This is a genomic window from Corynebacterium sp. AOP40-9SA-29, assembly GCF_052377405.1.
GTDB lineage: Bacteria > Actinomycetota > Actinomycetes > Mycobacteriales > Mycobacteriaceae > Corynebacterium.
Genome location: NZ_JBQSWR010000001.1, coordinates 788,481 through 812,055 on the forward strand (window position 1 = coordinate 788,481; position 23,575 = coordinate 812,055).

Annotated in this window: 23 protein-coding genes and 3 tRNA genes; 10 read left to right on the forward strand and 16 right to left on the reverse strand. The window is 63.9% G+C overall.

Annotated features, from left to right (window positions below; translation table 11 throughout):
• The first annotated feature begins 127 nt into the window (after positions 1–127).
• Together ACT3SZ_RS03680 and ACT3SZ_RS03685 are read left to right on the forward strand one after the other, a co-directional pair.
• A complete protein-coding gene (locus ACT3SZ_RS03680; RefSeq protein ID WP_444616775.1) occupies positions 128–997 on the forward strand; it encodes a GDSL-type esterase/lipase family protein in 870 nt (289 codons plus the stop codon).
• A complete protein-coding gene (locus ACT3SZ_RS03685; RefSeq protein ID WP_444616777.1) occupies positions 998–2,011 on the forward strand; it encodes a DNA glycosylase AlkZ-like family protein in 1,014 nt (337 codons plus the stop codon).
• Here ACT3SZ_RS03685 and ACT3SZ_RS03690 read toward each other — a convergent pair.
• Positions 1,971–2,546 carry a TetR/AcrR family transcriptional regulator gene (locus ACT3SZ_RS03690; RefSeq protein ID WP_444616779.1) on the reverse strand — a complete coding sequence of 192 codons (576 nt, stop codon included), beginning with the start codon at positions 2,544–2,546 and terminating at the stop codon, positions 1,971–1,973. The two genes, ACT3SZ_RS03685 and ACT3SZ_RS03690, sit on opposite strands and share 41 nt — an antisense overlap.
• Before the next feature lie 95 nt (positions 2,547–2,641).
• Here ACT3SZ_RS03690 and ACT3SZ_RS03695 point away from each other — a divergent pair, with 95 nt between their 5' ends.
• The gene (locus ACT3SZ_RS03695) at positions 2,642–3,559 is read left to right on the forward strand and encodes an ABC transporter permease (protein ID WP_444616780.1); all 918 of its coding nucleotides are present in this window, start codon (positions 2,642–2,644) and stop codon (positions 3,557–3,559) included.
• An 18-nt stretch (positions 3,560–3,577) separates the two neighbouring features.
• Here the strand turns inward: ACT3SZ_RS03695 and ACT3SZ_RS03700 are convergent, their stop codons facing one another.
• Both ACT3SZ_RS03700 and ACT3SZ_RS03705 read right to left on the reverse strand, forming a co-directional pair.
• On the reverse strand, positions 3,578–3,757 hold the full coding sequence (locus ACT3SZ_RS03700; protein ID WP_444616782.1) for a hypothetical protein: 180 nt from the start codon (positions 3,755–3,757) through the stop codon (positions 3,578–3,580).
• Positions 3,758–3,874: 117 nt separating this feature from the next.
• Positions 3,875–4,045, reverse strand: coding sequence for a hypothetical protein (locus ACT3SZ_RS03705; protein WP_444616784.1), 171 nt, complete (start codon positions 4,043–4,045; stop codon positions 3,875–3,877).
• Positions 4,046–4,167: 122 nt separating this feature from the next.
• Here ACT3SZ_RS03705 and ACT3SZ_RS03710 point away from each other — a divergent pair, with 122 nt between their 5' ends.
• From ACT3SZ_RS03710 to ACT3SZ_RS03730, 5 genes are all read left to right on the forward strand, one after another.
• Positions 4,168–4,743, forward strand: a complete 576-nt coding sequence (locus tag ACT3SZ_RS03710; protein ID WP_444616785.1) for an LGFP repeat-containing protein — start codon at positions 4,168–4,170, stop codon at positions 4,741–4,743.
• 1,196 nt (positions 4,744–5,939) lie between these two features.
• Positions 5,940–6,431, forward strand: coding sequence for a hypothetical protein (locus ACT3SZ_RS03715; protein ID WP_444616787.1), 492 nt, complete (start codon positions 5,940–5,942; stop codon positions 6,429–6,431).
• 1,219 nt (positions 6,432–7,650) lie between these two features.
• Entirely contained in the window at positions 7,651–7,809 is a 159-nt protein-coding gene (locus tag ACT3SZ_RS03720) for a hypothetical protein (RefSeq protein ID WP_444616789.1), read from the forward strand.
• On the forward strand, positions 7,806–8,111 hold the full coding sequence (locus ACT3SZ_RS03725; protein ID WP_444616791.1) for a hypothetical protein: 306 nt from the start codon (positions 7,806–7,808) through the stop codon (positions 8,109–8,111). Before ACT3SZ_RS03720 ends, ACT3SZ_RS03725 begins: the two co-directional genes overlap by 4 nt.
• Before the next feature lie 6 nt (positions 8,112–8,117).
• On the forward strand, positions 8,118–8,246 hold the full coding sequence (locus tag ACT3SZ_RS03730; RefSeq protein WP_444616792.1) for a hypothetical protein: 129 nt from the start codon (positions 8,118–8,120) through the stop codon (positions 8,244–8,246).
• 569 nt (positions 8,247–8,815) lie between these two features.
• Here ACT3SZ_RS03730 and ACT3SZ_RS03735 read toward each other — a convergent pair.
• The 9 genes from ACT3SZ_RS03735 to gyrA form a co-directional block, all read right to left on the reverse strand.
• Positions 8,816–8,888 (reverse strand) — tRNA-Ala (locus ACT3SZ_RS03735).
• Between the two features lie 74 nt (positions 8,889–8,962).
• On the reverse strand, positions 8,963–10,525 hold the full coding sequence (locus ACT3SZ_RS03740; RefSeq protein ID WP_444616793.1) for a gamma-glutamyltransferase: 1,563 nt from the start codon (positions 10,523–10,525) through the stop codon (positions 8,963–8,965).
• Positions 10,516–11,520, reverse strand: a complete 1,005-nt coding sequence (locus ACT3SZ_RS03745) for a poly-gamma-glutamate biosynthesis protein PgsC/CapC (protein WP_444616795.1) — start codon at positions 11,518–11,520, stop codon at positions 10,516–10,518. The genes ACT3SZ_RS03740 and ACT3SZ_RS03745 overlap by 10 nt, the downstream gene beginning before the upstream one ends.
• Positions 11,517–12,770: a poly-gamma-glutamate synthase PgsB gene (gene pgsB / locus ACT3SZ_RS03750; RefSeq protein WP_444616796.1), complete on the reverse strand. Its 1,254-nt coding sequence runs from the start codon at positions 12,768–12,770 to the stop codon at positions 11,517–11,519. Before pgsB ends, ACT3SZ_RS03745 begins: the two co-directional genes overlap by 4 nt.
• Positions 12,771–12,977: 207 nt before the next feature.
• Entirely contained in the window at positions 12,978–14,498 is a 1,521-nt protein-coding gene (locus tag ACT3SZ_RS03755; protein WP_444616798.1) for a gamma-glutamyltransferase, read from the reverse strand.
• A gap of 762 nt (positions 14,499–15,260) precedes the next feature.
• A tRNA-Ala gene (locus tag ACT3SZ_RS03760) sits at positions 15,261–15,333 on the reverse strand.
• A 17-nt stretch (positions 15,334–15,350) separates the two neighbouring features.
• Positions 15,351–15,424, reverse strand: a tRNA-Ile gene (locus ACT3SZ_RS03765).
• 52 nt (positions 15,425–15,476) lie between these two features.
• Positions 15,477–15,842, reverse strand: a complete 366-nt coding sequence (locus tag ACT3SZ_RS03770; protein ID WP_444616800.1) for a DUF3566 domain-containing protein — start codon at positions 15,840–15,842, stop codon at positions 15,477–15,479.
• Positions 15,839–18,343, reverse strand: coding sequence for a DNA gyrase subunit A (gyrA, locus tag ACT3SZ_RS03775; RefSeq protein ID WP_444616802.1), 2,505 nt, complete (start codon positions 18,341–18,343; stop codon positions 15,839–15,841). The genes ACT3SZ_RS03770 and gyrA overlap by 4 nt, the downstream gene beginning before the upstream one ends.
• 128 nt (positions 18,344–18,471) lie before the next feature.
• Between gyrA and ACT3SZ_RS03780 the strand changes: the two genes are divergently transcribed.
• Positions 18,472–19,302, forward strand: a complete 831-nt coding sequence (locus tag ACT3SZ_RS03780) for a siderophore-interacting protein (protein WP_444616804.1) — start codon at positions 18,472–18,474, stop codon at positions 19,300–19,302.
• On the opposite strand, the gene ACT3SZ_RS03785 is transcribed toward ACT3SZ_RS03780, so the two are convergent.
• A complete protein-coding gene (locus tag ACT3SZ_RS03785; RefSeq protein WP_444616806.1) occupies positions 19,281–19,706 on the reverse strand; it encodes a flavin reductase in 426 nt (141 codons plus the stop codon). The genes ACT3SZ_RS03780 and ACT3SZ_RS03785 overlap by 22 nt on opposite strands.
• 438 nt (positions 19,707–20,144) lie before the next feature.
• Between ACT3SZ_RS03785 and ACT3SZ_RS03790 the strand changes: the two genes are divergently transcribed.
• The gene (locus ACT3SZ_RS03790) at positions 20,145–21,128 is read left to right on the forward strand and encodes an HNH endonuclease signature motif containing protein (RefSeq protein WP_444616807.1); all 984 of its coding nucleotides are present in this window, start codon (positions 20,145–20,147) and stop codon (positions 21,126–21,128) included.
• Here ACT3SZ_RS03790 and ACT3SZ_RS03795 read toward each other — a convergent pair.
• Genes ACT3SZ_RS03795 through ACT3SZ_RS03805 form a run of 3 tightly spaced genes read right to left on the reverse strand, consistent with a single transcriptional unit; the run spans position 21,115 to position 23,527 of the window.
• Complete coding sequence (locus tag ACT3SZ_RS03795; protein ID WP_444616809.1) at positions 21,115–21,912, reverse strand: ABC transporter ATP-binding protein; 798 nt, start codon at positions 21,910–21,912, stop codon at positions 21,115–21,117. The two genes, ACT3SZ_RS03790 and ACT3SZ_RS03795, sit on opposite strands and share 14 nt — an antisense overlap.
• Positions 21,909–22,955 (reverse strand): taurine ABC transporter substrate-binding protein, encoded by a 1,047-nt coding sequence (locus ACT3SZ_RS03800; RefSeq protein ID WP_444616811.1) that lies wholly within the window; start codon positions 22,953–22,955, stop codon positions 21,909–21,911. The genes ACT3SZ_RS03795 and ACT3SZ_RS03800 overlap by 4 nt, the downstream gene beginning before the upstream one ends.
• Positions 22,952–23,527, reverse strand: a complete 576-nt coding sequence (locus tag ACT3SZ_RS03805) for an ABC transporter permease (protein ID WP_444616812.1) — start codon at positions 23,525–23,527, stop codon at positions 22,952–22,954. The genes ACT3SZ_RS03800 and ACT3SZ_RS03805 overlap by 4 nt, the downstream gene beginning before the upstream one ends.
• Positions 23,528–23,575: the final 48 nt, after the last annotated feature.

Genomic DNA, 23,575 nt, shown 5'->3' on the forward strand with positions numbered 1-23,575 from the left:
GATTGTTCCACGGACCCTGCTAGTGTCGGCAGCAAAAGTAACGGCAACTCACAGCGAACCGTTAGAACTAGGCAGACTGTTTCAAGCGCACCCGCGTGCCCGCACGCGTTTCGAGAGGACCAATGACGTGACGACCCACCGTGCCAAGCCCCGCCGCACCCGACTCTTCCGAGCGACGACGGCGGTGGTCGGTGCACTCGCCGTGGCCCTCGGGCTCGCCACCGCACCCATGGCGGCCGCGGCCCCTGCCGGCAACGTGGTGATCATGGGCGACTCCTACGCGGCGAACCCCGACCAGTACTACAACACGCTGCGCGGCATCGACGGCTTCGTCCCCGACAACTACCCGGTCGGCGGCAACTGCCTGCAGGCACCGAACAACTGGCCGCGTCTGATGCAGCAGCGCCACGGCCTCGCGGTGACCGACTGGTCCTGCTCCGGGATGACCTCCCACAGCGCCCTGGGCCGCATCGACCGCGCCGTCAACGCCGGCGACATCCACCGCGGCACCCGCACCGTGGTGCTGAACTACGGGATGAACAACTTCGGCCCCGGCGGCACCGACAATGGTGCTGACTTCCTCAACCCCGGTGACGTGCGCAATCGCTACCTCTCGGATGTGCGCGCCGCCGCGGCGAAGGTGCGTTCCGCCGCCCCGGGTGCGCGCATCGTGATGGCCGGGCAGATGTCGATCACCTCCAACGGCATGTTCTGCTTCGCCAACGTGATCCCGAACTTCCCCGCTGGTCTGCCGATCCCGGTGCTCAGCGACGTGGAGATCTGGCTGCGCGGCAACCAACAGGAGGCCGCCCGCCAGATCGGTGCGTCCTTCGTGGACCTGAAGACCGAGACCGCCGGCAACGCGACCTGCTCCCCCGACCAGAACCGGTACGTGGCGGGCATCATCGACACCACCACCCCGAACTACAACATGATGATTCACCCGTCGCTGAAGGGCTCCACCTTCATCGCCGACCGGATGTCCCGCGCCGTCTAAATGCCCTCGCTCGTCGAGGCCCGGCTGGTCGCGCAGGGGTTGCTCTCCCCCGCGGACTCCGCCGTGGGCCTGTTGGAGGCCATGGGCCCGATGCAGGGCCAGGACCTCACCGGGGTGTTGGCGTCGTTGGCGTTGCGGCTGCCGAAAGGTACAGACGTCACAGACGTACGCGCCGCCTTCGACGCCGGGGAGGTCGTTCGCGGTTATCCGATGCGTTCCACCGTGTTCGCCTTGTCCGCCCGCGACGTCGGCTGGGTCACCGAACTGTGCGCCGGCCAGCAGCGACGCGAGTCCGCCCGGCACTGGGAGAAGGAGGGGATCTCCCAGGCTGAGGTGACCCGCGCCCACGACGTCTTCCTGGGCTCCCCGGGCCTCACCCGTGCCGGGCTGGGCGAGTTGTGGGCCCGCCACGGTTTCCCGGACGACCGCGGTTTTCGCTACATGATGATCCGCGACATGATGCTGCACGGCACCGCCGTCTACGGGCCGTTCGACGGTGCCGACCAGCTCATCGTCCCGGCCACGGCGGTGCCGTACACCGCGGACCGCTCCCCCACCGCTGAGCTGCTGCTGCGATACCTCACCGGCCACGGCCCGGCGGACCTGCGCGACTTCGCGTGGTGGACGAAGCTGCCGCAGCGGGTGGTGAAGGACGCCTTCGCCGAGATCGCCGGCGAGGTCGAGACCACCGACGGGCTGCACCACCGTCCGGGCCTGTACGACGAACTCGCCGCGGTCTCCCGCCGGGCGCACGGCACTTTCGCCCTGCCCGCCTTCGACGAGGTCATGCTGGGCTACCGCGACCGGTTGGCCTTCCTGGCGTCCGACCACCACGAGCAGGTCGCCCCCGGCAACCGCGGGGTGTTCCGCCGGACGGTGGTGCGCGGCGGGAAATTCATCGCGACGTGGTCGTCCTCGTCTTCCGCCAACGTGGAGCCCTTCCGGGAGCTCAGCGCGACGGCGCAACGCGACGTCAGCCGAGCGCTGCGCGCCTACCCCGCAACCCGTCGATGAAGGTGTCGATCAGCCAGTCTGCCTGACCGGGCGCGAAGCGCTCGGCCTTCTCCGGCATGGGGCGTGACACCGCCGCCAGGCCCAGGTGGAAGCGCCACGGCGACAGGTCGTCCTCCACGAAACCGCTGGACGCCGCGAGGTCGAGGATGGTGCGGTAGGCCCCCATGAATCCCTCGCGCACGGGTTCGGTCTCGACCCAGACCCGGCCGTCCACCGGGATCACGGCGATGGAGCGTTCTGCCAGCGCGGCGACCTTCAGCGCGGCGATCTCATGCACGAAGCTGCGCCACCCCTCCGATCCCCCATCCCAGTCGGCGACGTGGCGTTCGATGATGGCCAGCACGCGTCCGGCCATGTCCTCGATGAGCCCGACCATGAGGTCCTCCCGGGTCGGGAAGTGCCGGTAGAGCGTGGCGATGCCCACGTCGGCCCGTGCGGCCACGGTGCGCAACGGTACCTCGGGCCCGTCCTCGGCGAATAGGTCCCAGGCGGCGGTGAGCAGGGCCGCCCGTTTCTCCCGTGCATCGGCTCGCATCGGCTCTCCTCTTGCATCTCGGTAACCGGAGGATTACGCTCCACAAAAACGGAGCGCTTTGTTCCATTTATCACGCTACCATGCAGGAGTCCCTCATGAAGACCACGCTCAAGCTCGGCGGCATCATCCTCGGCCTCACGGCCGCGGTCACACTGATGCTGCTCGCCTTCCTCTCCCCGCAGATGAACTCCGGCCCGGACGACATCCCCATCGCCGTCTCCGCGCCCGACGCGGTCGCCAGCCAGCTCGACGAGAAGTTCGAGGTCACCACCTACGACGACCCGTCGGACGCCCGGGACGCCGTCCTCTCCCGCGACGCCGTCGGCGCCGTCACCGTCGCGGCGGACGGCGCGACGGTCTACACCGCCTCCGGCGCGGGCACCCCCTACACGCAGGTGCTCACCGGCGTCGCCGAGGGCATGAACGCCACGGTGGAGGACGTCGCACCGACCACGCAGGACGATCCGAGCGCCGGCGGGCTCAGCGCCCTGGCGTTGCCGCTGGCCTTCGGCGGCATGGTGTCGGCGGCAGTCCTGTCGCTCACCATGAAGAAGCGCTACGGCCTGCGCATCGTCGGATCGATAGCGTTCTCGCTGGCCGCAGGCCTGGCGGTGGGTGCGATCCTGCAGTTCGGTTTCGGCACCTTCGACGGCAACTACTGGGAGACCGCCGGGGTGCTCGCACTCGGCATCGCCGGTACATCGCTGTTCGTCCTCGGCCTGGAGGCACTCATCGGAGTCCCGGGCCTGGGCATCGGCGCTCTGCTGACCCTGTTCGTGTCCAACCCGCTGTCCGGCATCGCCACGGGCTGGCAGTGGCTCCCCTCCCCCTGGGGCGCGATCGGCCAGTACCTGCCGATCGGTGCGGCGGGCAACGCGACCCGCTCGGTGGCCTTCTTCGACGGTGCCGGCATCGCCCACTCCGTGTGGGTCCTGCTCGCCTGGGTCGCGATCGGCTGTGCGCTGGTCGGCGCGGCGGCGCTCAAGAACCGCCGCGCCGTCACCCCTGCCTGATCAGGCGTGCGCCGTCAGTCAGCTCCCCTCGATGACAGCGGAACCGGCCCCGCTGAGCTCTGCGGCCGAGGACCCGAGGTCGAGGACGCCGGAACCGACGGCCAGTGAGCCGTCCCCGGAGAGCACGGTGGAGCCGAGCTCCAGCGCCGAGGAGCCGAAGGCGAAGACCGATTCGATGAGGGTGATGAGAGATTCCATGAAGGACCTTTCGGTAGTGTGAGCGTCCTATGACGCAGTGACGGGCATGACACTAGGCGAACGTTTCCCCCGTAAAGGGAAAATACCGAAAGTCGTGCCGCCCTCACCCCCACCCGATCAGTCCTGTGCCTCCAGGACCGAGGAGCCGGCGGTGCTCAGCTCGATCGCCGAGGAGCCGAGCTCCAGGGTGGAGGAACCGATACCGATCGGGGTGCCGGTGGCGATCGACGAGCCCAGGCCGACAGTGGAGCTGAGCAGGTTGAGGATGGGTTCGAACAGGGCATCCATGAGGGGACCTTTCCGTGGGAGGGGCGTGACAGCGACAAGCATAGCCGTGCAGGCTACGTCGCTGTCAGGTAGAAAGGGGAGGTGAACTACTCCCCCGATTTGACACGGAAGGCAGTTCCATCATGAATTCCAATCTCAAACGCACCTTCGCCGCCGTCGCCGCAAGCGGCCTCCTCCTCGGAGTGGCGGCGTGCAGTGACGACGATTCCGACAGCGTCTCGGACGCCAGCTCGGCCGCGGAGAGCGGCGCCGCCGAGGCGTCCGACGCCATGGGCGGCTCCGACTCCACAGAGGCGGAGTCCACCGAGACCGACGGTGCTGACGATGCCGAGGGCTCGAATGGTTCAGGCGACACCGAGCTCCCCGAGGGCCTGCAGGCCGCCTACGACGAGGCGGGCGGCGAGCAGGGCGAGTGGGGTGCCGTGCAGAGCGTGGAGAGCGCCAACGGCGCGACACTGGCCACGTTCGAGAACGGGTGGGCCGTGGAGAACGACAGCGGCGAGGTCACGCCACTCATCGGCATGATCGGTGAGACCTGGGCGAACGACGGCGGCTTGGACAACGAGATCGGCCTGCCTACCGCCCCGGAGTCCGGGGACGCCATGCAGGGCTGGACCCAGCAGTTCGAGAACGGCACGATCTCCTGGATGCAGGACGAGGACGGCACCTGGGAGGCCGACGTGGAGGACAACGAGTAACAACGCCCCCACGCACAGAGAAACCCGCCGGCTGACCGGCGGGTTTCTTTGTTTGCGAACGGTCCAAGAATCGCGTCGAATGTCAGAAGGTGTGTGATGAGACGCTCCCCCTTTTCCTCGATGCTATTGTGACTGCCCGTACTTGAAGCGGTCGTGATGCTCCTTGGGGCCTATGGTCTGGTTGGCACCTTGGAGAACACGGGGTTCGGGGATGCCGATTGGTGGAACAGGAACGTCGCAATCTGCGGCTTCCTCGCGTGTCTCATCTCTGCAGCATGTGACAACATCCCTCGAGCCCGCCGGGCTAGGCAGTCAGCGTTACTCTTGGCCGTCGGACTGGTCACCCTGGTTATCTTCTTCGCATTGCGGGGTGACGGGCCAGTGTTTGGGCTAGTCATATTCTGGCTGATCGGCGTGGCATCGCTGCTCTCCGCGGTCCTCCGCTCCATCCGCGGTGGGATCGCTGCGCTGATTGGCTAGCAGCGTGGGTCTGATTCGCAGGCGGCCGAACAGAACGAATGACGTCGAGCTGACAGCGCCTTCGCCGTCGGTGACGGTGTCCGAATCAATGCCATCATGACAGCTGCCACTCCCAGGTGTTGGGGAGACCGGTAGTATCTCCGGTGCCCACCCCTGTGACACCACCAAGGAGCGATTGGAATCTTTGGATACCAGCCAGAACAGTACGACGATCTCGACCCGGAAACCATCGGCAATCAACGGGTCCAACGGACGAAGTCGCGTACCTACAAGATCGCTGTATGGAGCGCGATCGCTGGCGGCCAGGATTTCTTTCTCGGTCGCTATATCAGGGGTTCATGTAAATCAATCTACCTGTTTGTGGCGTTACTGTTCTTCTCGATACCGGTAACCAACTGGATTGCGTCCTCACTCACCGCCACAGCCATCTTCGGTCATTTTCTATCAGTTAGATCGATCGCCCTGAAGGAACCGGACGATGAACTCTTTTCGTCAGTAACTCCCGCTTCAGCGTTCAACGTGATATATTTTCTCTTCGTCAGTCCATTATGGGGCATCGACTACTGGTCGACCAAAGAGAATAGAAAACGCCAGCGAAAAGGTATTTTTCGGTCCGGCGACAAATCGGGCTAGGTAGTGTCGGAGGTTTGGATAGTGACCGGCCTGGCGAGAAAATGTGAAACTGGCTAGGCGAAGAGGAGCGCCAGGAAGAACAAATGGATTATTTTGCGGTAGCTTGTCTAGTTCCGATGTTACTATTTGGATTATTGGCCTCACAAGGCCTTGACATGTTCGGCTTCTGGACAACCTTACTGTGGATCCTCGCAGCAATGTCAGCAGCGATAGGAATTTATATTTACAATGCCCCAGAAGGAGGATTACTAGGGTTCATTGGCTTATTTTACCTATCCCTACCGATCTTCATTTTCGCCAACTATAGAAGCCATGTTACAGTTCCTCGGCTGTTTGCGGATATTTACACAGTCACGGCTGGTCCGATTCATGCGGTAGGATGGTTGTTTAACAGGATGCTACATCGCATCACTGGCGGCGCAATTCCATTGAAGATTCCGAATCCCTGGCCGATCGTAAATTACAAACCTCCAACGAGTAGAAGTTGGGATATTATCCAGGATAAGCGCACCCGCCGATGGCGGAAATTGACCCGGAAACTGACCGCCTCGCAGGAAGGTGAAAATGAAGATTAAAGCGGCTCTTCGCCCAATTACCTGTCCACGATTTTCTGGTCAGCCCGTATGTGTTTAAGGATTGCGTAATGTGTCCAGAACAATCCTGCCTTCATCGGCAGCGTTAATCTCCATGACAACCCAGACTACGTGACCATTGACATCATGATACAAGTACTGTTTGGTTTCAACTTTTGAATTGTCATCCGCCATATAGGAAGTGGACCTTCTAGCGGTGGAATCGGAATGAACTCAACCCTCCGGCGTGACAGCGGTGATGCGGTATTCAGGAGTGTCGAGTTCTAGGGCCAATGCCGCAACTAGGGCAGGATACAATGAGGATGGATCGTTGATATTGCGATGTATTCCGTAGGCCGCGAAGGGCGGGGAGAATCCTAGTACGCGGGAAGAGCGAGGAAGTGCTACGCAACGTGGTCAACGCATACTGCCATATCGCAGTTCATGCCGAGTGCCATGGCGCCCCGCTGTAGCCGTTCATTCCCCCGCCGGGTGGTTTATGTGAGAATACGATGGTTGATTAGACACTGACCCGCCGATACGAGTTCCGCCGAGTCATCGAGACGCCTTTCTGGAAATGTATTTCCAAAGCACCTTCTCTGCATTCCATAGATACTTGGGCGATGGTGGAACTACGGTCATACTTACATAGTAACGGGACAACGTAAACAACAGAAACATCCCAAAACAAAAACCGGCATATCTCACAACAGATGTTTCAGTGAATACCGAAAAAGTGATAGGGACAAAAAGAAGAATCGAAAAGTTCAAGAATACCGCTTCGGATAACTGATGACTTATGGGGCACCTTTTTCTTTGTCCGAAGATATAAAACACCGATACGATTCCTATTGTATATACGGACACTGTAAATATCGCCCATAATTTTAAGCCGTCCATATCCTATGCTCCTAGATAGACCCTATTTCAATAAATCTTGTATGGATTGACCGACTGGTTCGAAGATATTCTGCCCTACTTCATTGCCAAGGTAGCCGAGATATGCAGCCCCCAGAAGGATCATCACTGGTGCTGCTGGACCGGTGAAAGCTCCGAGGGTCACGCCAGCGTAGGCACCCGCCTGTACCCATCCCGGCTCCACCAAGAGCACCTCCTAGAGTACCTCCAGCATGATCAGGATCTCCCATCATTTCCTACGCGGTCTGACTTGGTTCGACCCGGGTTTAATAGAGGGAACAAGATTGCGAAAGGAGTTATCCCCGTGCCCTCGAAGTACACCTCCGAGCTCAAAGCCGGAGCCGTCGAACTGCCCCTGCACGCCCAGGCGGACCTCGACGCCGCCCGCGGCGCGGTGTCCCGCGTCGCCGACGAGCTCAACATCAGCCGCGAAAACCTGCGCAGGAACGCAGCATCGGCATGAGCGTTCACCCCGATTATCCCGATCCCCGCCTGATCCCGGCCGACGTCCCCTTCAACCACGCCTGCGAGGCCTGCGGCAAGACCGAGTCGCTGACCTCTTCCGAGGCCCACGACGCCGGCTGGGACTATCCGCCGCAGATGGACGCGTGGGGTGTGGTCTCCCCGCGTACCTGCGGGCACTGCGGGATCGACGCCACAGTGTGGTGGGCATTGATGACCGACCGTAAACAGATGGAAGATCTCACGCCCAAGCAACTGGCCACGGTCGCCAGGATCCGCGACGAGATCCCGGACGAGAAATGAGAGCCCATGACCACCAACCGCGAAACCCCGGACACTGGTACCCCGCCAGTGGTGGACCAGTACTTCGCCGAGCATCCCGACATCCTCGATGTGGAACTCACCAAGGACAACACAGCCCCGAGGACCAGGCGGTAGTCCGCCCCTGTCTCCGCATGATGAGTAGCGCACGGACGTCGGCCGTGAGCGCCTCCGGATTCCCTACGCCTTTCCCGAGTGTGGTTGCGTCCTCCCGGCGCACTCTATGATCTCGACGGCGCCTCCACTGGGCCGTCACCCTACCCGAACATCTGGACCGGCTCGACGAGCATCACTGCCTCGGCCCCCGTGGACCTGAGCGACCCGCGGTCCACCGACATCCCCCTCAAGGTCATCCTCAACCGCACCCAGAACATCCACGACCTGCACTGGTTGAAATGGACGATCCTCATGGACGTATGGCCGCCCCTGAGGATCCCCAACTGCGTCCATGGCATGTGGAAGGTCGCTTTCGCAGAGCCCGCCGGAGAAGTTCGTGACCTGCCCACCCGGAACCCCTCGGGAGAGCCGGGCGGTTGGGATTCCATAGGGAAACTGCCGTGTTTCGCCGAAATCCCAACACCCTTCAATCCTCAGGTGCACCCCGACCACGACAACGAAAACCCGGAGGTCACAAACCCTTTCGAGTTCGTGACCTCCGGCCCTTGCAGTTCGTGAACCGCTCTCTGTGGAGCTATGGGGAATCGAACCCCAGACCTTCGCATTGCGAACGCGACGCTCTACCAACTGAGCTATAGCCCCGAAGTCTCACGTGGAGACAACACCGGATATCGTACACCCGGCCGAGCCGGAGCACATAACCGGCTCGCCCCGGCTCAGTCCAGGTCCACCCCGGCAATGGAACCGTCGCGTCGGTGGTCCGCAGCACCCTCGACCTGGTCGTCTCGGACACGGATCACGCTAAGCCCGGAGTCGAAGCGTCCGGGCTCGAGGTCGTGGCCCCAGTCCTCCAACAGCCCACGCATCCGGGCCTGCTCGGCATCCCCACGCGCGGCGTACACGCTGTTGCGGTTGGTGGCACCGAAATTCGGCATCGCCACCGCCTCGTCCGGGCTCAGATCCCAGTCGACCATCGCCACCAGCGCCTTGACCACATAGGACGGGATCTTCCGTCCACCCGGCGAACCCAACGCCATGACCGGGTCGTCCCCGTCGAAGACGAGCACCGGCGACATCATCGTGCGCGGGTGCGCACCGTCCTCGCGGTAGTTCGGATCGCCAGCATCGGCGTTGGCGCTGAAATTGTCCAGTGAGTTGTTCAGGAAGTAGCCGTTCTCCTGCTTCCCACTGCCAAAGCTGCGCTGCAGCGTGGTGGTCAGACTCGCCATGCTCCCCGCCGAGTCACGCACGGTGACCTGGGAGGTTCCCTGGTCATCGCTGTCCTCGTATTCACCGCTGAGGCCGTCCAGATCTGTCGGCTCAAGGTCGCTGAGCGTGGTCTTCTGCCGGATGGAATCGGCGGCGTCGTCAAGGTGGTCGTCGTCGGTGACGATCTGGTCGACGTACCGCTCAGTCCCGTCGCCCATCCACGTGTTGGCGTCGGTAAATGCGATGCGTTCGGCCTCCATCACCAGGTGCTGCGCGGTCGCCCGCGGCACCCCGTCCTTGGGGGTCAGTCGGGCCAGATCCAGCCGGTCCAGGATGCCAAGCGCCTCGGCAACGACCATCATGCCCGTGGCCGTGGAGTGCGACCCGCACACCGAATGTCCCTGGTAGTCCACGCACAACGGGTCGGATGCCTCGATCGGCTCGTCCGTGCCCTCCAGGTCCGCCAGGTACTCGGCGTATTCCGGGTTCGTGAGCACGTCCCCGGCTGCCGGGAGTTCCTCGAATATCCCGTGGCGCGCATTCATCGCCGCGGCGAGACGCTCGGTCACGACGAACCCGTCGGACGCCAGCGTCCGTGCCGGCTCCGTGAGTTCCGCCAGACTCTTCACGCCATGTGCCTGGCGCAGGGAGTCCATGAGCCGGTCGGTCTGCGGCACACCGATGGATCCCTCAGCGTCCGACGCATAGACCGTTCCGTCGAAGCTCGAGGTCTCACCCGTCTGCGCATCGTAGTAGACCACCAATCCGCCCCCACCGGGGCCGGAGTAGTTCGGTTCGGTCAGGCCCAGGACGTACTGGGCGGCGACCACGGCGTCCGCCGCCGTCCCGCCCTCGGCGAGGACGGTGCACGCCGCGCGCGTCGCGTCCGGATCCGGGGTGGACACCATGCCACCGCGAGAGGCTCCACGCGCCTCGAGCCCGCCGTGGAAGCAGGCGTCCGGCGAGGCGGTTGGCAGCGGCTCAGGTTCGGGCGTTGAACATCCCGTGACCATCGCCAGGACCACGAACGGGGCGACTGGAGCAACCGCCGCCCGACGTCTCAGCCCCACACCATCACCGGCACCGCGACCGAGGCACAACCGGCGATCGACAGTCCCATGCCGACCGACGTGCGCTTGACCCCGTACTGCACAAGATCATTGGCGATGATCGCCGGCAGCACGCAGAACACCACATTCGCCGGGCCGTTGAACCGCATACCCGTCAGGGCCGCCATCACCAGCTCAGCCAGCGTGACCATGACGAACGAGATGGTGCACAGGATCACGAAACGGTCCTTGCCGAACAGCGGAACCTTCCGCGAGTACGGCACGTACACGCCGAGCACCAGCAGCGTGGCGGCGGCGAGCACCACGAGGTACTCGGGGCTGGTCAACACGCTGACGATAACGCCGGCGGTGACGTACCCGCCGGTACGCAGCTTGCGCGAGCGCACCGTGCCCTCCTGCACCAGGACGGCGAACAGCACCGACAGGGCGCTCATGAGGAACAGCATCGGAAGGGGCCGGACGTTGACGTCAACAAGAGTAGAGGACAACGACCAGGGCAGGATGGTGGAGGTCAGCATGGTGATTGCGAGCCCTGCCAGGCCCGCGGCCGGCACCATCCAGGCCAGCGGGACCGCCGTGCGGACCACGCCCTGTTTGATCAGCGAGTTGCACAGCATGCCCGGCACGATCACGCCGACCAGGGAAAGGCCGTCGAGGGAGAGTCCGCCGAGGAGCCAGCTGGACAGCGCCATCCACAGCGCGCCGCAGGCCACGCCGACGGCCAGGCCGATCGCGAAGATCTGGCGCGGACGCGGCAGGAAGACCTTCAGCACCACGTACTTGATGAAGACGAAACCGATGAATGCGGCGATGAGCGTCGCCAACACATTGAGCGGCATGTAGAGCGAGGACGCCAGGTAGCCCACGGCCAGCGAACCGCCGACCGAGATCTGCCGACGCCGGAAGTACAGGTAGCTGATAACCAGGCCGAAGAGGAAGGTGACGTGCACGTAGTCCGTGAGGAATCCGGTGGATCCGATGATCTGGTAACTCATGCTGCCACGACCTCGAGACGCTCCTGCTCCTCGGCGAGCTCGCCGACGTACCGCTCCATGGCGGTGACGTGGTCGGTGTGGATATTGACCATGCCGAAGATGGCGACGTCCTCGCCCTCGAAACCTGCCCGGGCGCGGGCGACGAGGTCGCGCCCGTCCGCACCCTGCTCGCCGTCGAGGTCGCTGGTGGTGACGATCTTGTCGTCATCGATGCCCGCGTTGAGCAGTTTCTGCCGGACCACGTCCTGGATCTCGCCGTAGAGCACGACCCGATCGATGTCGTCGGCGAGGTCGGTGGCGACGAGGTCGACGAACATCGCCGCCCGGTCGGTGCGATCGGCGCGGTTGTTCAACGCCACGACCTTCTTGCAGGACGGAAGGTCATCGTCGACAACGTCTCGGAAGACACGGGTCGTGGACTCCCAATCGTTCACGGCGAACATCGGCACCCAGTAGAACGGTCCGGTCTCCGTGTCGCGGACGTGAGCGATCCGCGTGGTGCCCGGGTCCGGCTCGGCGGCGATCATGCCGCGCACTGCGGCGTCGGTGTCGATACCGAGCTCGGCGGCGACGGCGAGGCAGACCGCCACGTTCTCCTCGAACTGGCGGTAGTCGAACCTGCCGCACAGGCTGCGCGAGAGGTCCGTCTCCTCGGCGACGATGAGGCGGGAGCCGCGGGCTTCGCAGTGCTCGCGGATGATCGCGATCAGCTTCGGGTCGCGCTCGCCGGTGATCACCAGTCCATTTTCCGGGACAGTGCAGCACAGGGACGCGGCGATCTCCTCCAGCGTGTCGCCCATGTCCTCCTGGTGGTCCAGGCGGACGTTGGTGAGCACGGTGATCGGTGAGCGCAGGATCACGTCCTGGCACAGTGTCTGGTACTTCGGCTTCACCGCCATGCACTCCACGACCAGGGCTTCGACCGGGTCGTCGGCACCGTCGATCCACTCAGCGAGGAAGCGGTACTGCTCGTTGATGTTCGCCGGGCCGGTGCGCTTGATGGGGTGCTCACCGGCCTGACTGTCGATCACGCAGGCGTAGGTTCCGGTGGTCTTGGAGATCGTGGTCTTTCCAGCTTCGCGAAGCACTCCCCCAATCATGCGGGTGACCGTGGACTTGCCCCGAATTCCGTTGACGTGGACGTTTATTTCCAGACTGTCCATTCGCCGCCGGTGGCGGACTTCCTTACGATGAAAAGCCGCCATCCCAGTGGTCGCAGCAAGTGCGGACAGGGACAAAAAAGCGAGCATGGGTAGATCTCCTTCAGATACCCGAAATTAAATGGGGACACGGCAATGTTCCCTCAAGACATGCATGACCAAACCACTTCCGTGGTGGCAACTATGATGCTGATGTCTGCGCCGTCTACCTGCGAGAATAATACTTATATGAGCATTACACCAGCAGCAATTTCACAGTTCCCCTAGCCGTTTTATAGTCCATAAATCCGACTTCTATCACCCTGCTGCGCGCGCCGTTCCGCCTGCGCGTTCATCGGCTTCAGCCCGAAAATAACGCCCTTCTCGTGAAATTACACTTAATCCACTGTCGTGGCCCACACCATCCCCCTCGGTGTAAGTCGCGTCACGTCCAGTAGCACCGTAATTCGGAGAATCCACCGCATCCCGCGCGGACATACCCGCATCGAGGAACCCCACGATCGTCTTGATCACGTAGGACGGGATCGCCCCGCCGCCGGGGCTGCCCAGCGCGAGGACGGGATCGCCGTCCTCAAACACGATGACGGGGCTCATCGCCGTCTTGGGACGCACCCCGGGGGCCCGTTGGTTGGTCGTCTTGGACCCCGGGCTGAAATTGTTCAGCGAGTTGTTCAGGAAGTAGCCGTCGACGAGCTCGCCGGTACCGAAGTGCTGGTGCAGCGTGGTTGTGACGCTGGCGATGCTGCCGTGGCCGTCACGCACCGTGATCTGCGAGGTGCCCTCCTCCAGATTCGGCAAGTACGTCCCCTGGTTGCCCACCAGACGGTCCGGTTCGATGTGCCCCAGTGTCGCGTCCGGATCGATCCGGTCGGCCTGGCGCTGCAAGTGCTCGGGGTCGGTGACGAGCGAGTCCAGATAGGCCTGCGAGAGCGCGGGGTCGACCTCCGGGTCCTGCATCCAGGTATTGCCGTTGGCCAGGGCCAGACGCTCGGCCTCGGTGACCACGTGCCGCAGGTCATCGCCGATATCCGCGCGGTCCAGGATTCCCAGCGCCTCCCCGACAACCATCATCCCTGTGCCGGTGGAACCCGACCCACAGACCTGGTGCCCTCGGTAGCCGGTGCACAGTGGCTCCTCGGGCTCGATACGCCCCGTGACCTCCAGATCGCGGAGATAAGCGGCATAGTCGGGGTTGGTCAGTTCATCCCCCGCACGCGGGAGGTTCTGTGCGTCGATCCCTGGCCACGGCATTGCCTCAAGAATGTCGACCCGCCGAGCAAGGGCACCGGCGAATCGAGCACTGGCGACGAAACCGTCCTCCGCCAGCTCGGCGACGGTGGCGAGGACCGTATCGAAGTCCGCAACCCCGAAGTCGTCCTGCATGGAGCGCATGAGCTGCGGGGTCTGGGGCACGCCCGAGCGGGTGCCACCGTCCTGCGGGGCAGGCACCGCGGCGTTCCACGTCCTGAGTTCGTCCGTCCCGGCGTCGTAGTAGACGGCCACGGCCCCACCGCCCGGTCCGGAGGACTGGGGTTCGGTGAGGCCAAGGGTGAACTGGGCCGCGACGACGGCGTCCGCTGCGGTGCCACCGGCCGCCAGGACGCGGCAAGCGATGTCAGAGGCGTAGCGGTCCGGGGTGACAACAAGACCGGCGTTCTCGTCCCCCTTCGCCGACTGCGCGTCGGTGACGCCCCTGGAACTACCGCAGGACGCACCGGGACTAAAGGTCCGCTGAAAGTTCGCCGTCACGGTGACCGTGATGCCGGCAAGCACGATGAAGAGAATCAGCACAATGCCCGTGGTGCGTAGACGCTTCATCACACCCTCACTTTTCCGGCGGTCCCTACCCGGACATTATCTACCTACGGTGAAGGACGTCGTGAGTTCACCACCGTGCGGGGGTAGTTCTATTCACGGGGAGTTACTCATCCTGTGTTTCTGTAACGCCCGTTCTATACTGATCGCGGTGGGCGTGATGAACCCTCCGATGGCGCACCTGGCATGGTGCACTACCTTTCGCCGTAGGCGCGTACCCCCCGGGTGCGCGCCTACGTGGTTTTCCAGAAAACCCCGCGCGGCCAGCGTCCTACTGTCGGTGATGAGGCCGCCCCGGCGACCCCGGACGCGACGCCTGCCACTCACGAACAGCCTCGGCGTCCCACAACGGTGTCTTCGCGTCGAGGCTCCCGACTGCTTCAGGCGTGCGGCCTTTGGAGCTGTATGCACGCCACGACGACGGTGTCAGGTCGCAGTGCCCTGCACACTCATTGACGCGCCACAGCTCCCTGCGGGTCTCGGCATCGATGATGATCGGCGTCATTCCTGTCCTCCCTTGCTGTCTCTCCGGTCACGGTCGTTGAGGACGCCCAGGCGGTGTCTTCGTATTCATCAACCCAGACGGGCTTGTCCGACGGCGGTATCAGTGGCATTGTCCCACTTCTCCGTTCTGCACAGCCGCAACGATCCGACAGTCGCGGCACCGGCCGGACATGAATGCCGTGCTTACTGACTGCTTACTGAAACACAGAACGGGCACCTCCCGAATTATCGGAAAGTGCCCGTTGCCTGCTGTTTCTCTAGTGGAGCTGAGGGGAATCGAACCCCTGACCTTCTGCTTGCAAAGCAGATGCTCTACCAATTGAGCTACAGCCCCGAGGGGGGTCTTACTAGTGGGCCTAGGAGGACTTGAACCTCCGACCTCTTCGTTATCAGCGAAGCGCTCTAACCGCCTGAGCTATAGGCCCTCGAACGAGACAGAACTTTACCCACACAGCCCCGAACACACAAACCGTGTGGTCAGGCTATGTTTTCAGCGTCCTGCCGCTCGTCCACTGACTCGGGCGTGATCGTCACGCGCAGTCCGCCCACGAGACCGGTCGCCGCGTTGTAGAGCAGCGCCGTGACGGGAGCGAAGAGAGTCACCACAATGAACTCCAGCAGCCCCACACCGGCGGCCACACCGAAGTACAGGCCGGCGGAGATCCGGTCCGCACCGATGAGGTCGGCCAGGAGGTTGTTCATCCGGTCCCACACGCCACCGAGACCCAGGAAGATGTAGATCAGGGCTGCAGCGACCATCCAGGCGGCGAATATGCACGCGCTGAGGACCGCACCGATCTTCAGCGCGCTCAGCGGCGCGATCTCCCGGAGCGAGGCCCTCATGACTGCTCCGCCGTCTGGTTGACGGCTTCCTCACCCTCGTCCTCGACGTTGCGGTCGATGGCGAGTAGTTCCACACCCTTGGCCAGATCGACCAGACGCACACCCATGGTGGCCCGCGAGGAGCTGCGGATCTGCTTCACCGGGGTACGGATCACTCCACCGGCGGAGGTGATGGCGAAGACCTCGTCGTCGAGGCCCACCGTCGCCGCGCCGATGAGCTTGCCGCGCTTCGGGTCGTACTTGAAGGTCATCACGCCGAGCGTGCCGCGCCCCTTCACGGGGTACTCCTCCACCGCGGTGCGCTTGCCGTAGCCGCCGGAGGTGGCGACCAGAAGGTAGGAGTTGTCATCGGCGACGGTGAGCGCCAGCAACTGGTCGTCGCCCTTGAAGCGCATGCCCTTCACACCGGCGGTGGCGCGTCCCATGGGACGCAGCGTGTCGTCGTCGGCGGTGAAGCGCAGCGCCTGGCCTTCCTCGGAGACCAGCAGCAGGTCGTCCTCCCCGGTGCACAGGCGCGCACCGATGAGCTTGTCGCCCTCGTTGAGGTTGATGGCGATCAGGCCGCCGGAGCGGGCGGTGTCGTAGTCGGTGAGGTGCGACTTCTTCACGCGGCCCTGCTGTGTGGCGAGCACCAGGTAGGGAGCGTCCTCGAAGGACTGGATCTGGATGACCTGGGCGATCTGCTCGCCTGGCTGGAACTCCAGCAGGTTCGCCACGTGCTGGCCGCGGGCGGTCCGGCTGGCCTCAGGCAGTTCGTAGGCCTTGAGCCGGTAGACCCGTCCGTAGTTGGTGAGGAACAGGATGATGTCGTGCGTGGAGCACACGAAGAAGTGCCGGACGATGTCGTCCTGCTTCAGTTCGGCTCCGCGCACACCCTTGCCGCCGCGGCGCTGCGAGCGGTAGGAGTCCACCTTCGTGCGCTTGGCGTAGCCGGTGGAGGTGATCGTGACGACCACGTTCTCCCGGGCGATGAGGTCCTCTTCGGACACGTCGCCGGTGGCGCCGACGATCTCGGTGCGGCGCTCATCGCCGAACTTCTCCACGATCTCGGCGAGCTCGTCGTGCACGATCGTGCGCTGACGGTCGGGGGACGCCAGGATGTCCTTCAGGTCCGCGATCGTCTTCTCGATCTCGGCGAGTTCGTCGACGATCTTCTGGCGCTCCAGGGCGGCCAGGCGACGCAGCTGCATCGCCAGGATCGCGTCCGCCTGCACGTCGTCGATGTCGAGCAGGTCGCGCAGGCCCTCACGGGCGATGTCGACAGTGTGGGAACGACGGATCAGCGCGATGACCTCGTCCAAGGCGTCCAGCGCCTTGGCGAGACCGCGCAGGATGTGGGCCCGCTTCTCAGCCTCGTCGAGCCGGTGCTGGGTGCGCCGGACGATAACTTCGATCTGGTGCTTCACGTAGTAGCGCAGCATCTGGTCCAAGCGCAGCGTGCGCGGCACGCCCTCGACGATGGAGAGCATGTTGGCACCGAAACTGGTCTGCAGCTGCGAGTGCTTGTACAGGTTATTCAGCACCACGCGCGGCACGGAGTCGCGCTTCAGGGTGACGACGATGCGCATGCCCACACGGTCGGACGACTCGTCGTCGATCTTCGCGATGCCGGCGATCTTGCCGTCGCGGACCTGCTCGGCGATCGAGGCGACGAGGTTATCCGGGTTGACCTGGTAGGGCAGCTCGGTGATGACGATGATCTGCCGGTTGCCCTCCTCCTCGATGGTGGTCTTGCCGCGCATGCGGATCGAGCCACGTCCGGTGGTGTAGGCGTCCTTGATGCCGGTGTCGCCGACGATCATGCCCGAGGTCGGGAAGTCCGGGCCCTTGACGCGCTCCATGCAGGCGTCCAGCGCGGTCTGCTCGTCCGCCTCGAAGTTCTCCAGCAGCCAGAAGACGGCCGAAGCGAGCTCATTGAGGTTGTGCGGCGGGATATTCGTCGCCATGCCGACGGCGATGCCGCCGGAACCGTTCATGAGCAGGTTGGGCACGCGCGACGGCAGGACGTCCGGCTCGGTCGTCTTCCCGTCGTAGTTCGGGGAGAAGTCGACGGTGTTCTCGCGGATGTCGCGGACCATCTCCAGCGCCAGCGGGGTCAGCCGGCACTCCGTGTAACGCATGGCGGCGGGGCCGTCATTACCGCGGGAACCGAAGTTGCCCTGCCCGTCGACCAGCGGATAACGCATCGACCAGGGCTGCGCCATACGCACGAGGGTGTCGTAGATGGCCGTGTCGCCGTGGGGGTGGTAGTTACCCATCGTCTCGGCGACCGGCTTCGCGGACTTGACGTAGCTGCGGTCCGGGCGGAAGCCGGAGTCGTACATCGCGTACAGGACGCGGCGGTGGACGGGCTTCAGCCCATCCCGGACCTCGGGCAGCGCACGGCCGACGATGACGCTCATGGCGTAGTCGATGTAGCTGTTCCGCATCTCCTCATTGAGGTCAATGGGGGTAATGCGGTCGAACAGCGTCTCGCCGCCGCCGTAGTTGTCGTCGCTCACTTCGGTGCGATCCCTTCCAGAAGACTAGGTATAGACCTGGCAATCTTACCACCTCATGACCCATATCCGGGTCAGGTGCGTACCATGGTCGACGACCACCGACACCGCAGTAGAAGGAAAGCCTGTCCATGCCCCGTCCCGCCCGTCCCGTCCACTCCGCCACCGTGACCGGTTCTTCCCGGATTTCACGCGATATGGTGCGCGTCACGCTCGCGTGCGACTCCCTGCCCTACGCCGACCTGGCGCACACCGACCACTACGTGAAGCTGCTCTTCCCGCCGGAGGGGGCGTCCTACAGTTGGCCGTTCGACCCGGCGCAGGTGCGCGAGGAGCTCCCGCGGGAGGAGTGGCCGGTGACGCGGACGTACACGCTGCGTTCCTGGGACGCTGAGGCACAGACCGTGGACATCGACTTCGTCTCCCACGGAGACTCGGGACTGGCCGGGCCATGGGCGGACGCTGCCCGTCCGGGCGACGGCATCGGTTTCATGGGCCCCGGCGGCGCGTGGCGCCCCGAGGGTGAGCACGTCGTTTTCGCCGGCGACGAGGCCGCCGCCCCGGCAATCTTCGCCGGTATCGAGGCGTTGCCGCAGGACGTCACGGCGGAGGCGTGGGTCGAGGTGTCGGACGCCGACGCGCACCTGCCCGCCCCGTCACACCCGGGTACGACGATCCACTGGGTCGAGCGCGATGGCGCGACGCACGGCACGGAACTGGTCCGCGCCGTCGTCGCGGCGGGTGTACCGTCCGGCGAGACCCAGTGGTTCATCCACGGGGTGGCGGAAATGATCCGTGACCTGCGCCGTCACCTGTTCGTGGACAGCGGTGTCCCGAAGTCGGACGTCTCGATCTCCGGCTACTGGCGTCTCGGCATGGTCGAGGACGAGTGGCAGGCGAGCAAGCGGGAGTTCACCGAGGAGATCGAGGCGGACGAGGCTCAGGCGGCGGCGAACAGGTAGTCGCGCTGTTCCGGTGCGATGTCGCCGGTACGGCGTCCGGTGACGTGCATCAGGGCGACGATGTGGTCGCCAGCGTCGAACTCCTGATAGAGACGGGTGGTCAGGTGCACCGCCGCGCCGTCGACGACGCCCGCACCGTCCTCGGCGGACAGTGAGTGGGCGATGTTCGCCACGCCCATGGTCTGCAGCGGGTTGAGTACGGAAATGCCCAGGCGGGGGGCGGTTCGCAGCTGGCGCCAGGTGAGGTCGTCGGAGGGGATGCGCACGGAGACGAGTCCGGGGGCCAGGCTCTCGTCGAAGTAGGAGTCGATGACCACGCACATCATGGTGCCGTTGACCTCTGCTGCCAGGACGGCCAGGGGAAGACGGGGTGTGGACGCGGTGTCCGTGTGTGCTGTGATCATGATGACCAGTAGACCAGTCTGTCTGCAGAAGCGCAAGGGGCATTGCATGGCGGGGAAGTATTTGCGCAGGTCACACCATGAATATTATACAGACCAAGCGGTCTATATTGCGGGTGCCCCCATTTTGACCCCTTGTGCGATCTATTCGAACAGGTGGTTGACCATGTCCGAGTCATTGTGTAGAGTGTTCACCAACAAAGGAAAATATCTCCGAAGTGCAGTTCCGGACAAGGGGTGGGGACCATGGCAGTTGACCTGGTTGAGATGCCGACGGACGCTGAATTACTGGTCTATCCTATCAACAGGGCCGAGATGGCCCTGGTTGCCTACCTGGCCACCATTGCCGGGGATCAACGCCACAGTACCGCACTGGCCCGCCGAGGACGGGGACGTGGTGAAGCACGCCGGTTCGCTCACTCTGGCGAACTCGGCGTGCGTATGCCTGATCTCTTCGACATCGCCGGCGAGGACGGGCGGCTCAGTGTCGAACACCTGGATCTCGTGTGGTTGATCATTAACCGCCATCTCCGGCCCCTCACCTCCCGGGAGGCCGAGCCAGTACGCCGGGCACTGGACCTCGCCGTCGAGTGCGCGGTCGTCGAGTGGATCGAGGGAATCACCTACCCCTCCCCCGTGCCGCTCGAGGCACTTGGGGACCTCGTCGAGGAAGTCATCCTCGCTCTCGACTCGGACCTCGTCACCGAGACGGAGGAGTTCGAGACCGGCCAGGCCCGCGTCTTCCGCCGAGACAACCGGATCGTGCTCGACTGCGGCAGCAAGGCCGCCGCGACCCGTATTTGGGATGCAGTCAACACGGCCGGCTGGAAAGAGCTCCAGGAGCTAAAGAAAACCACGGAGATCTCGGACGTCCGGGAATCACTGTCAGCTTGCCGTGCCAAGGTCATTTTCGAGGCACTTGGAGATGGGGCGAATAACATCACTGTGACGGTAAACCTCTACCGTCTGACCGAGGACGATCACACGGGCTACGGCCCCGGATTCGTCCCCGGAGTCGGCTGGGTGTCCACCGCGGCGGCCGACATGCTGGAGTCCCGGGCTCATACCCCACGACTCCTCACCGGAACTCTTGACCCAGTGGAGGCCTACACGTTTCCCGTGAAACACAAGGCCGCAATCATGGGGAGGGATACTCACTGCCGCTTCCCCAACTGCACCGTGCCCGCATCCCAGTGCGAGTTCGACCATATCGAGAACAGTCCGCACACGGACTCCACGAGCAATGGTCCCACCTCCGTGGCGAACGGACAGTTGCTCTGCCGACACCACCATAAGTTGAAAACGCAGAGACGGTGGACGTGCTCCACCGAGGACGCCGGGATCACCATCCACTGGATCGGCCCAGACAACGGCCACTACACCACTACCGCTGGCGGACCAGTTCTGAGAATCAGATCTGACTGACCGAGGATATGAGCTCGGTGACCTGGCGGCGAAGATCCACGATCTCCGGATTCGTCGACAGTTCCCGAAGGCGAGCCTGGATGGTTTCACGTGGAACATCTGCGTCCACATCGGCTCGGAGCGATTTAGGGACCGCGACTTCCTCCAACACCCTGCCCGGACCGCCCGCCATCACGACCACACGATGGCCCAATAAGAGCGCCTCCTCCACACTGTGCGTCACGAAGACAACAGAGGGGAACGCCGTGGCCCACACCCGGAGAAGCTCTGCCTGCAATTGCTCGCGGGTGAAGGGATCAAGCGCGCCGAAAGGCTCATCCATCAATACATGCTCCGGTCCAGCCGCCAGAACCCGGGCGAGCTGGGCTCTTTGCTGCATGCCGCCAGACAGTTCATGAGGCAGCCGATCGGCCGCATCCTCGAGACCGACAAGTGCGAGCAACTCATCGGCACGCGCGGACTGCTCCTCACTGCCTGAGTAACGGTGGGCCAGCCTCGTGTTCTCCCGTACGGAGTACCACGGGAACAACGTGGGCTGCTGGAAGACCACTCCCCTCTCCGTACCCGGTCCACGAACCTTGCTCCCGTCGACCTCCACCACCCCGGAACTCGGATCCAGGAATCCGGCCAGCAGTCGCAGCAACGTCGACTTGCCACAGCCGGACGGCCCCACGAGGCAGACAATCTCGCCGTCCTCGAAGCGCAGAGAGATGTCCCGCAATGCCTCGACCTCACCCCCACTCTGCGTCCGGTAGATCTCACCGACACTCTTCAACTCGATCATTTGCTGTCCTCCCACAGGTCTGTGCGGACCACGTCGGAGTAGTCCTGCTTCGCACTCGGAATGTCGCCCTGCTCCACGAGGAACTGAGCGGTGGAATGCAAGGCCTCCGCGACATCGTCGAGATAGTCGGTCTGTTCGTCTCCACGGATGAACTGCTGACCGTCGACCTGAAGCTCCGCGGCGTCCTCGTCCATCCCGGACGCAGTCGCATTCACCGACACGAAGTCATCCAATTCTCCAGTACGATCGGCGATCCAGGACTCCAGTTCCAACCATGTGGCCAGGAGGTCCGGATTCGCCTCGGCCCACGGGTTGGAGGCCAGAGACACGTTGTAGGTCGCATGGCCCGCAGCCGCCTGCTCCTCGGAGTCCGTGAGCACCGTACCGGGGGTCGTTCCACCGGTACCGTCCTTCAACTCCTGCAACGTCGGATCCCACACATAGGCGGCGTCGATCCTGTCGGACTTCCACGCCGCCGGCAACTTGTCCGGCGAGATGTTGGTGATCTCCACGTCCCGCGATGGGTCAAGACCGGCATCGATGAGCGCGTTGAGAAGCGAATAGTGCGCCGTAGAGGAGAACGGCACGGCGATACGAGCGCCCTTGAGGTCCTTGATCGAGTTGGCATCCTTCGCCACCAAAGCCTCAGTCGTCCCGATCACCGAGTTCGCCTGGACCACCGATACATCAAGATCGAGCGGCTCGCTGAGCGCCTTCGTGGTGGGGGTCGAACCCAACGCGGCAACGTCCACTGAGCCGGCGGCGAATCCCTGGACGATGTCCTGACCCGTCGGGTAGCGCGTCCAGTCGATCTCCGCATTCGGCAGGCACGCCTCGGCGAGTCCGGTCGCTTCGGTATAGAGGTCCGTGGCCGGGCCCCCGAGGTAGGCGACACGGACCGAGCCGGAGGCATCGGAGGGTTTCACGGGACACGTTGCGTCCTCTCCCCTGTCGTCCCACTCGCTCGCCGGCGGGCCCACACATCCGGCGACGGACGTGAGGAGGAGCGCCGCGCACAGCGCGGCCGTTCTGCGGATGGTCACTGTTTCGTCCTCCAGGGTGAGTACCGGGCTTCGACGGCCAGGAGTAGTTTGTCCACGATCAGTGCCGCGACACCGATGACGATGATGCAGGCGATCGTCAGAGAGGTGTCCAGCTGCGTGCCCGAGATATAGGCGAGCCCGCCGATGCCGGGGATGCCATCATTCATCTCCGCGGCGACGATGGCGGACCAGCACAGTCCGGCGGCCACTCGGGAGCCACTGATGATCTCCGGGAGGGCGGCGGGCAGCAATACGGTGCGGAACACTTGCACCCGGGAAGCGCCCAGAGAAGTCGCCGCACGGATCCAGTCCTGGCGCACACCGGTGACACCGAGCAGCGTGGCCACGGCCACCGTCGGGAACGCCGCGAGGAAGAGCAGGATCACCTTCGACAGGTCCCCGATTCCGAACCACACGATTAGCAGACCGATGTAGCCCAGAGGCGGCAATGCCCGGAGGAAGGAGAGGTATGGCTCCACGAGACTGCGGACCGTCGCATTGGAACCGAGCCACCATCCCAGCAGCACACCGACGACGATGCCGGCGGTGAGGCCCACCGCGATACGTTGCAAGGTGGCGAGGAGATGCTGCCAGAGGAAGTAGTCCTGAACTCCACAGGT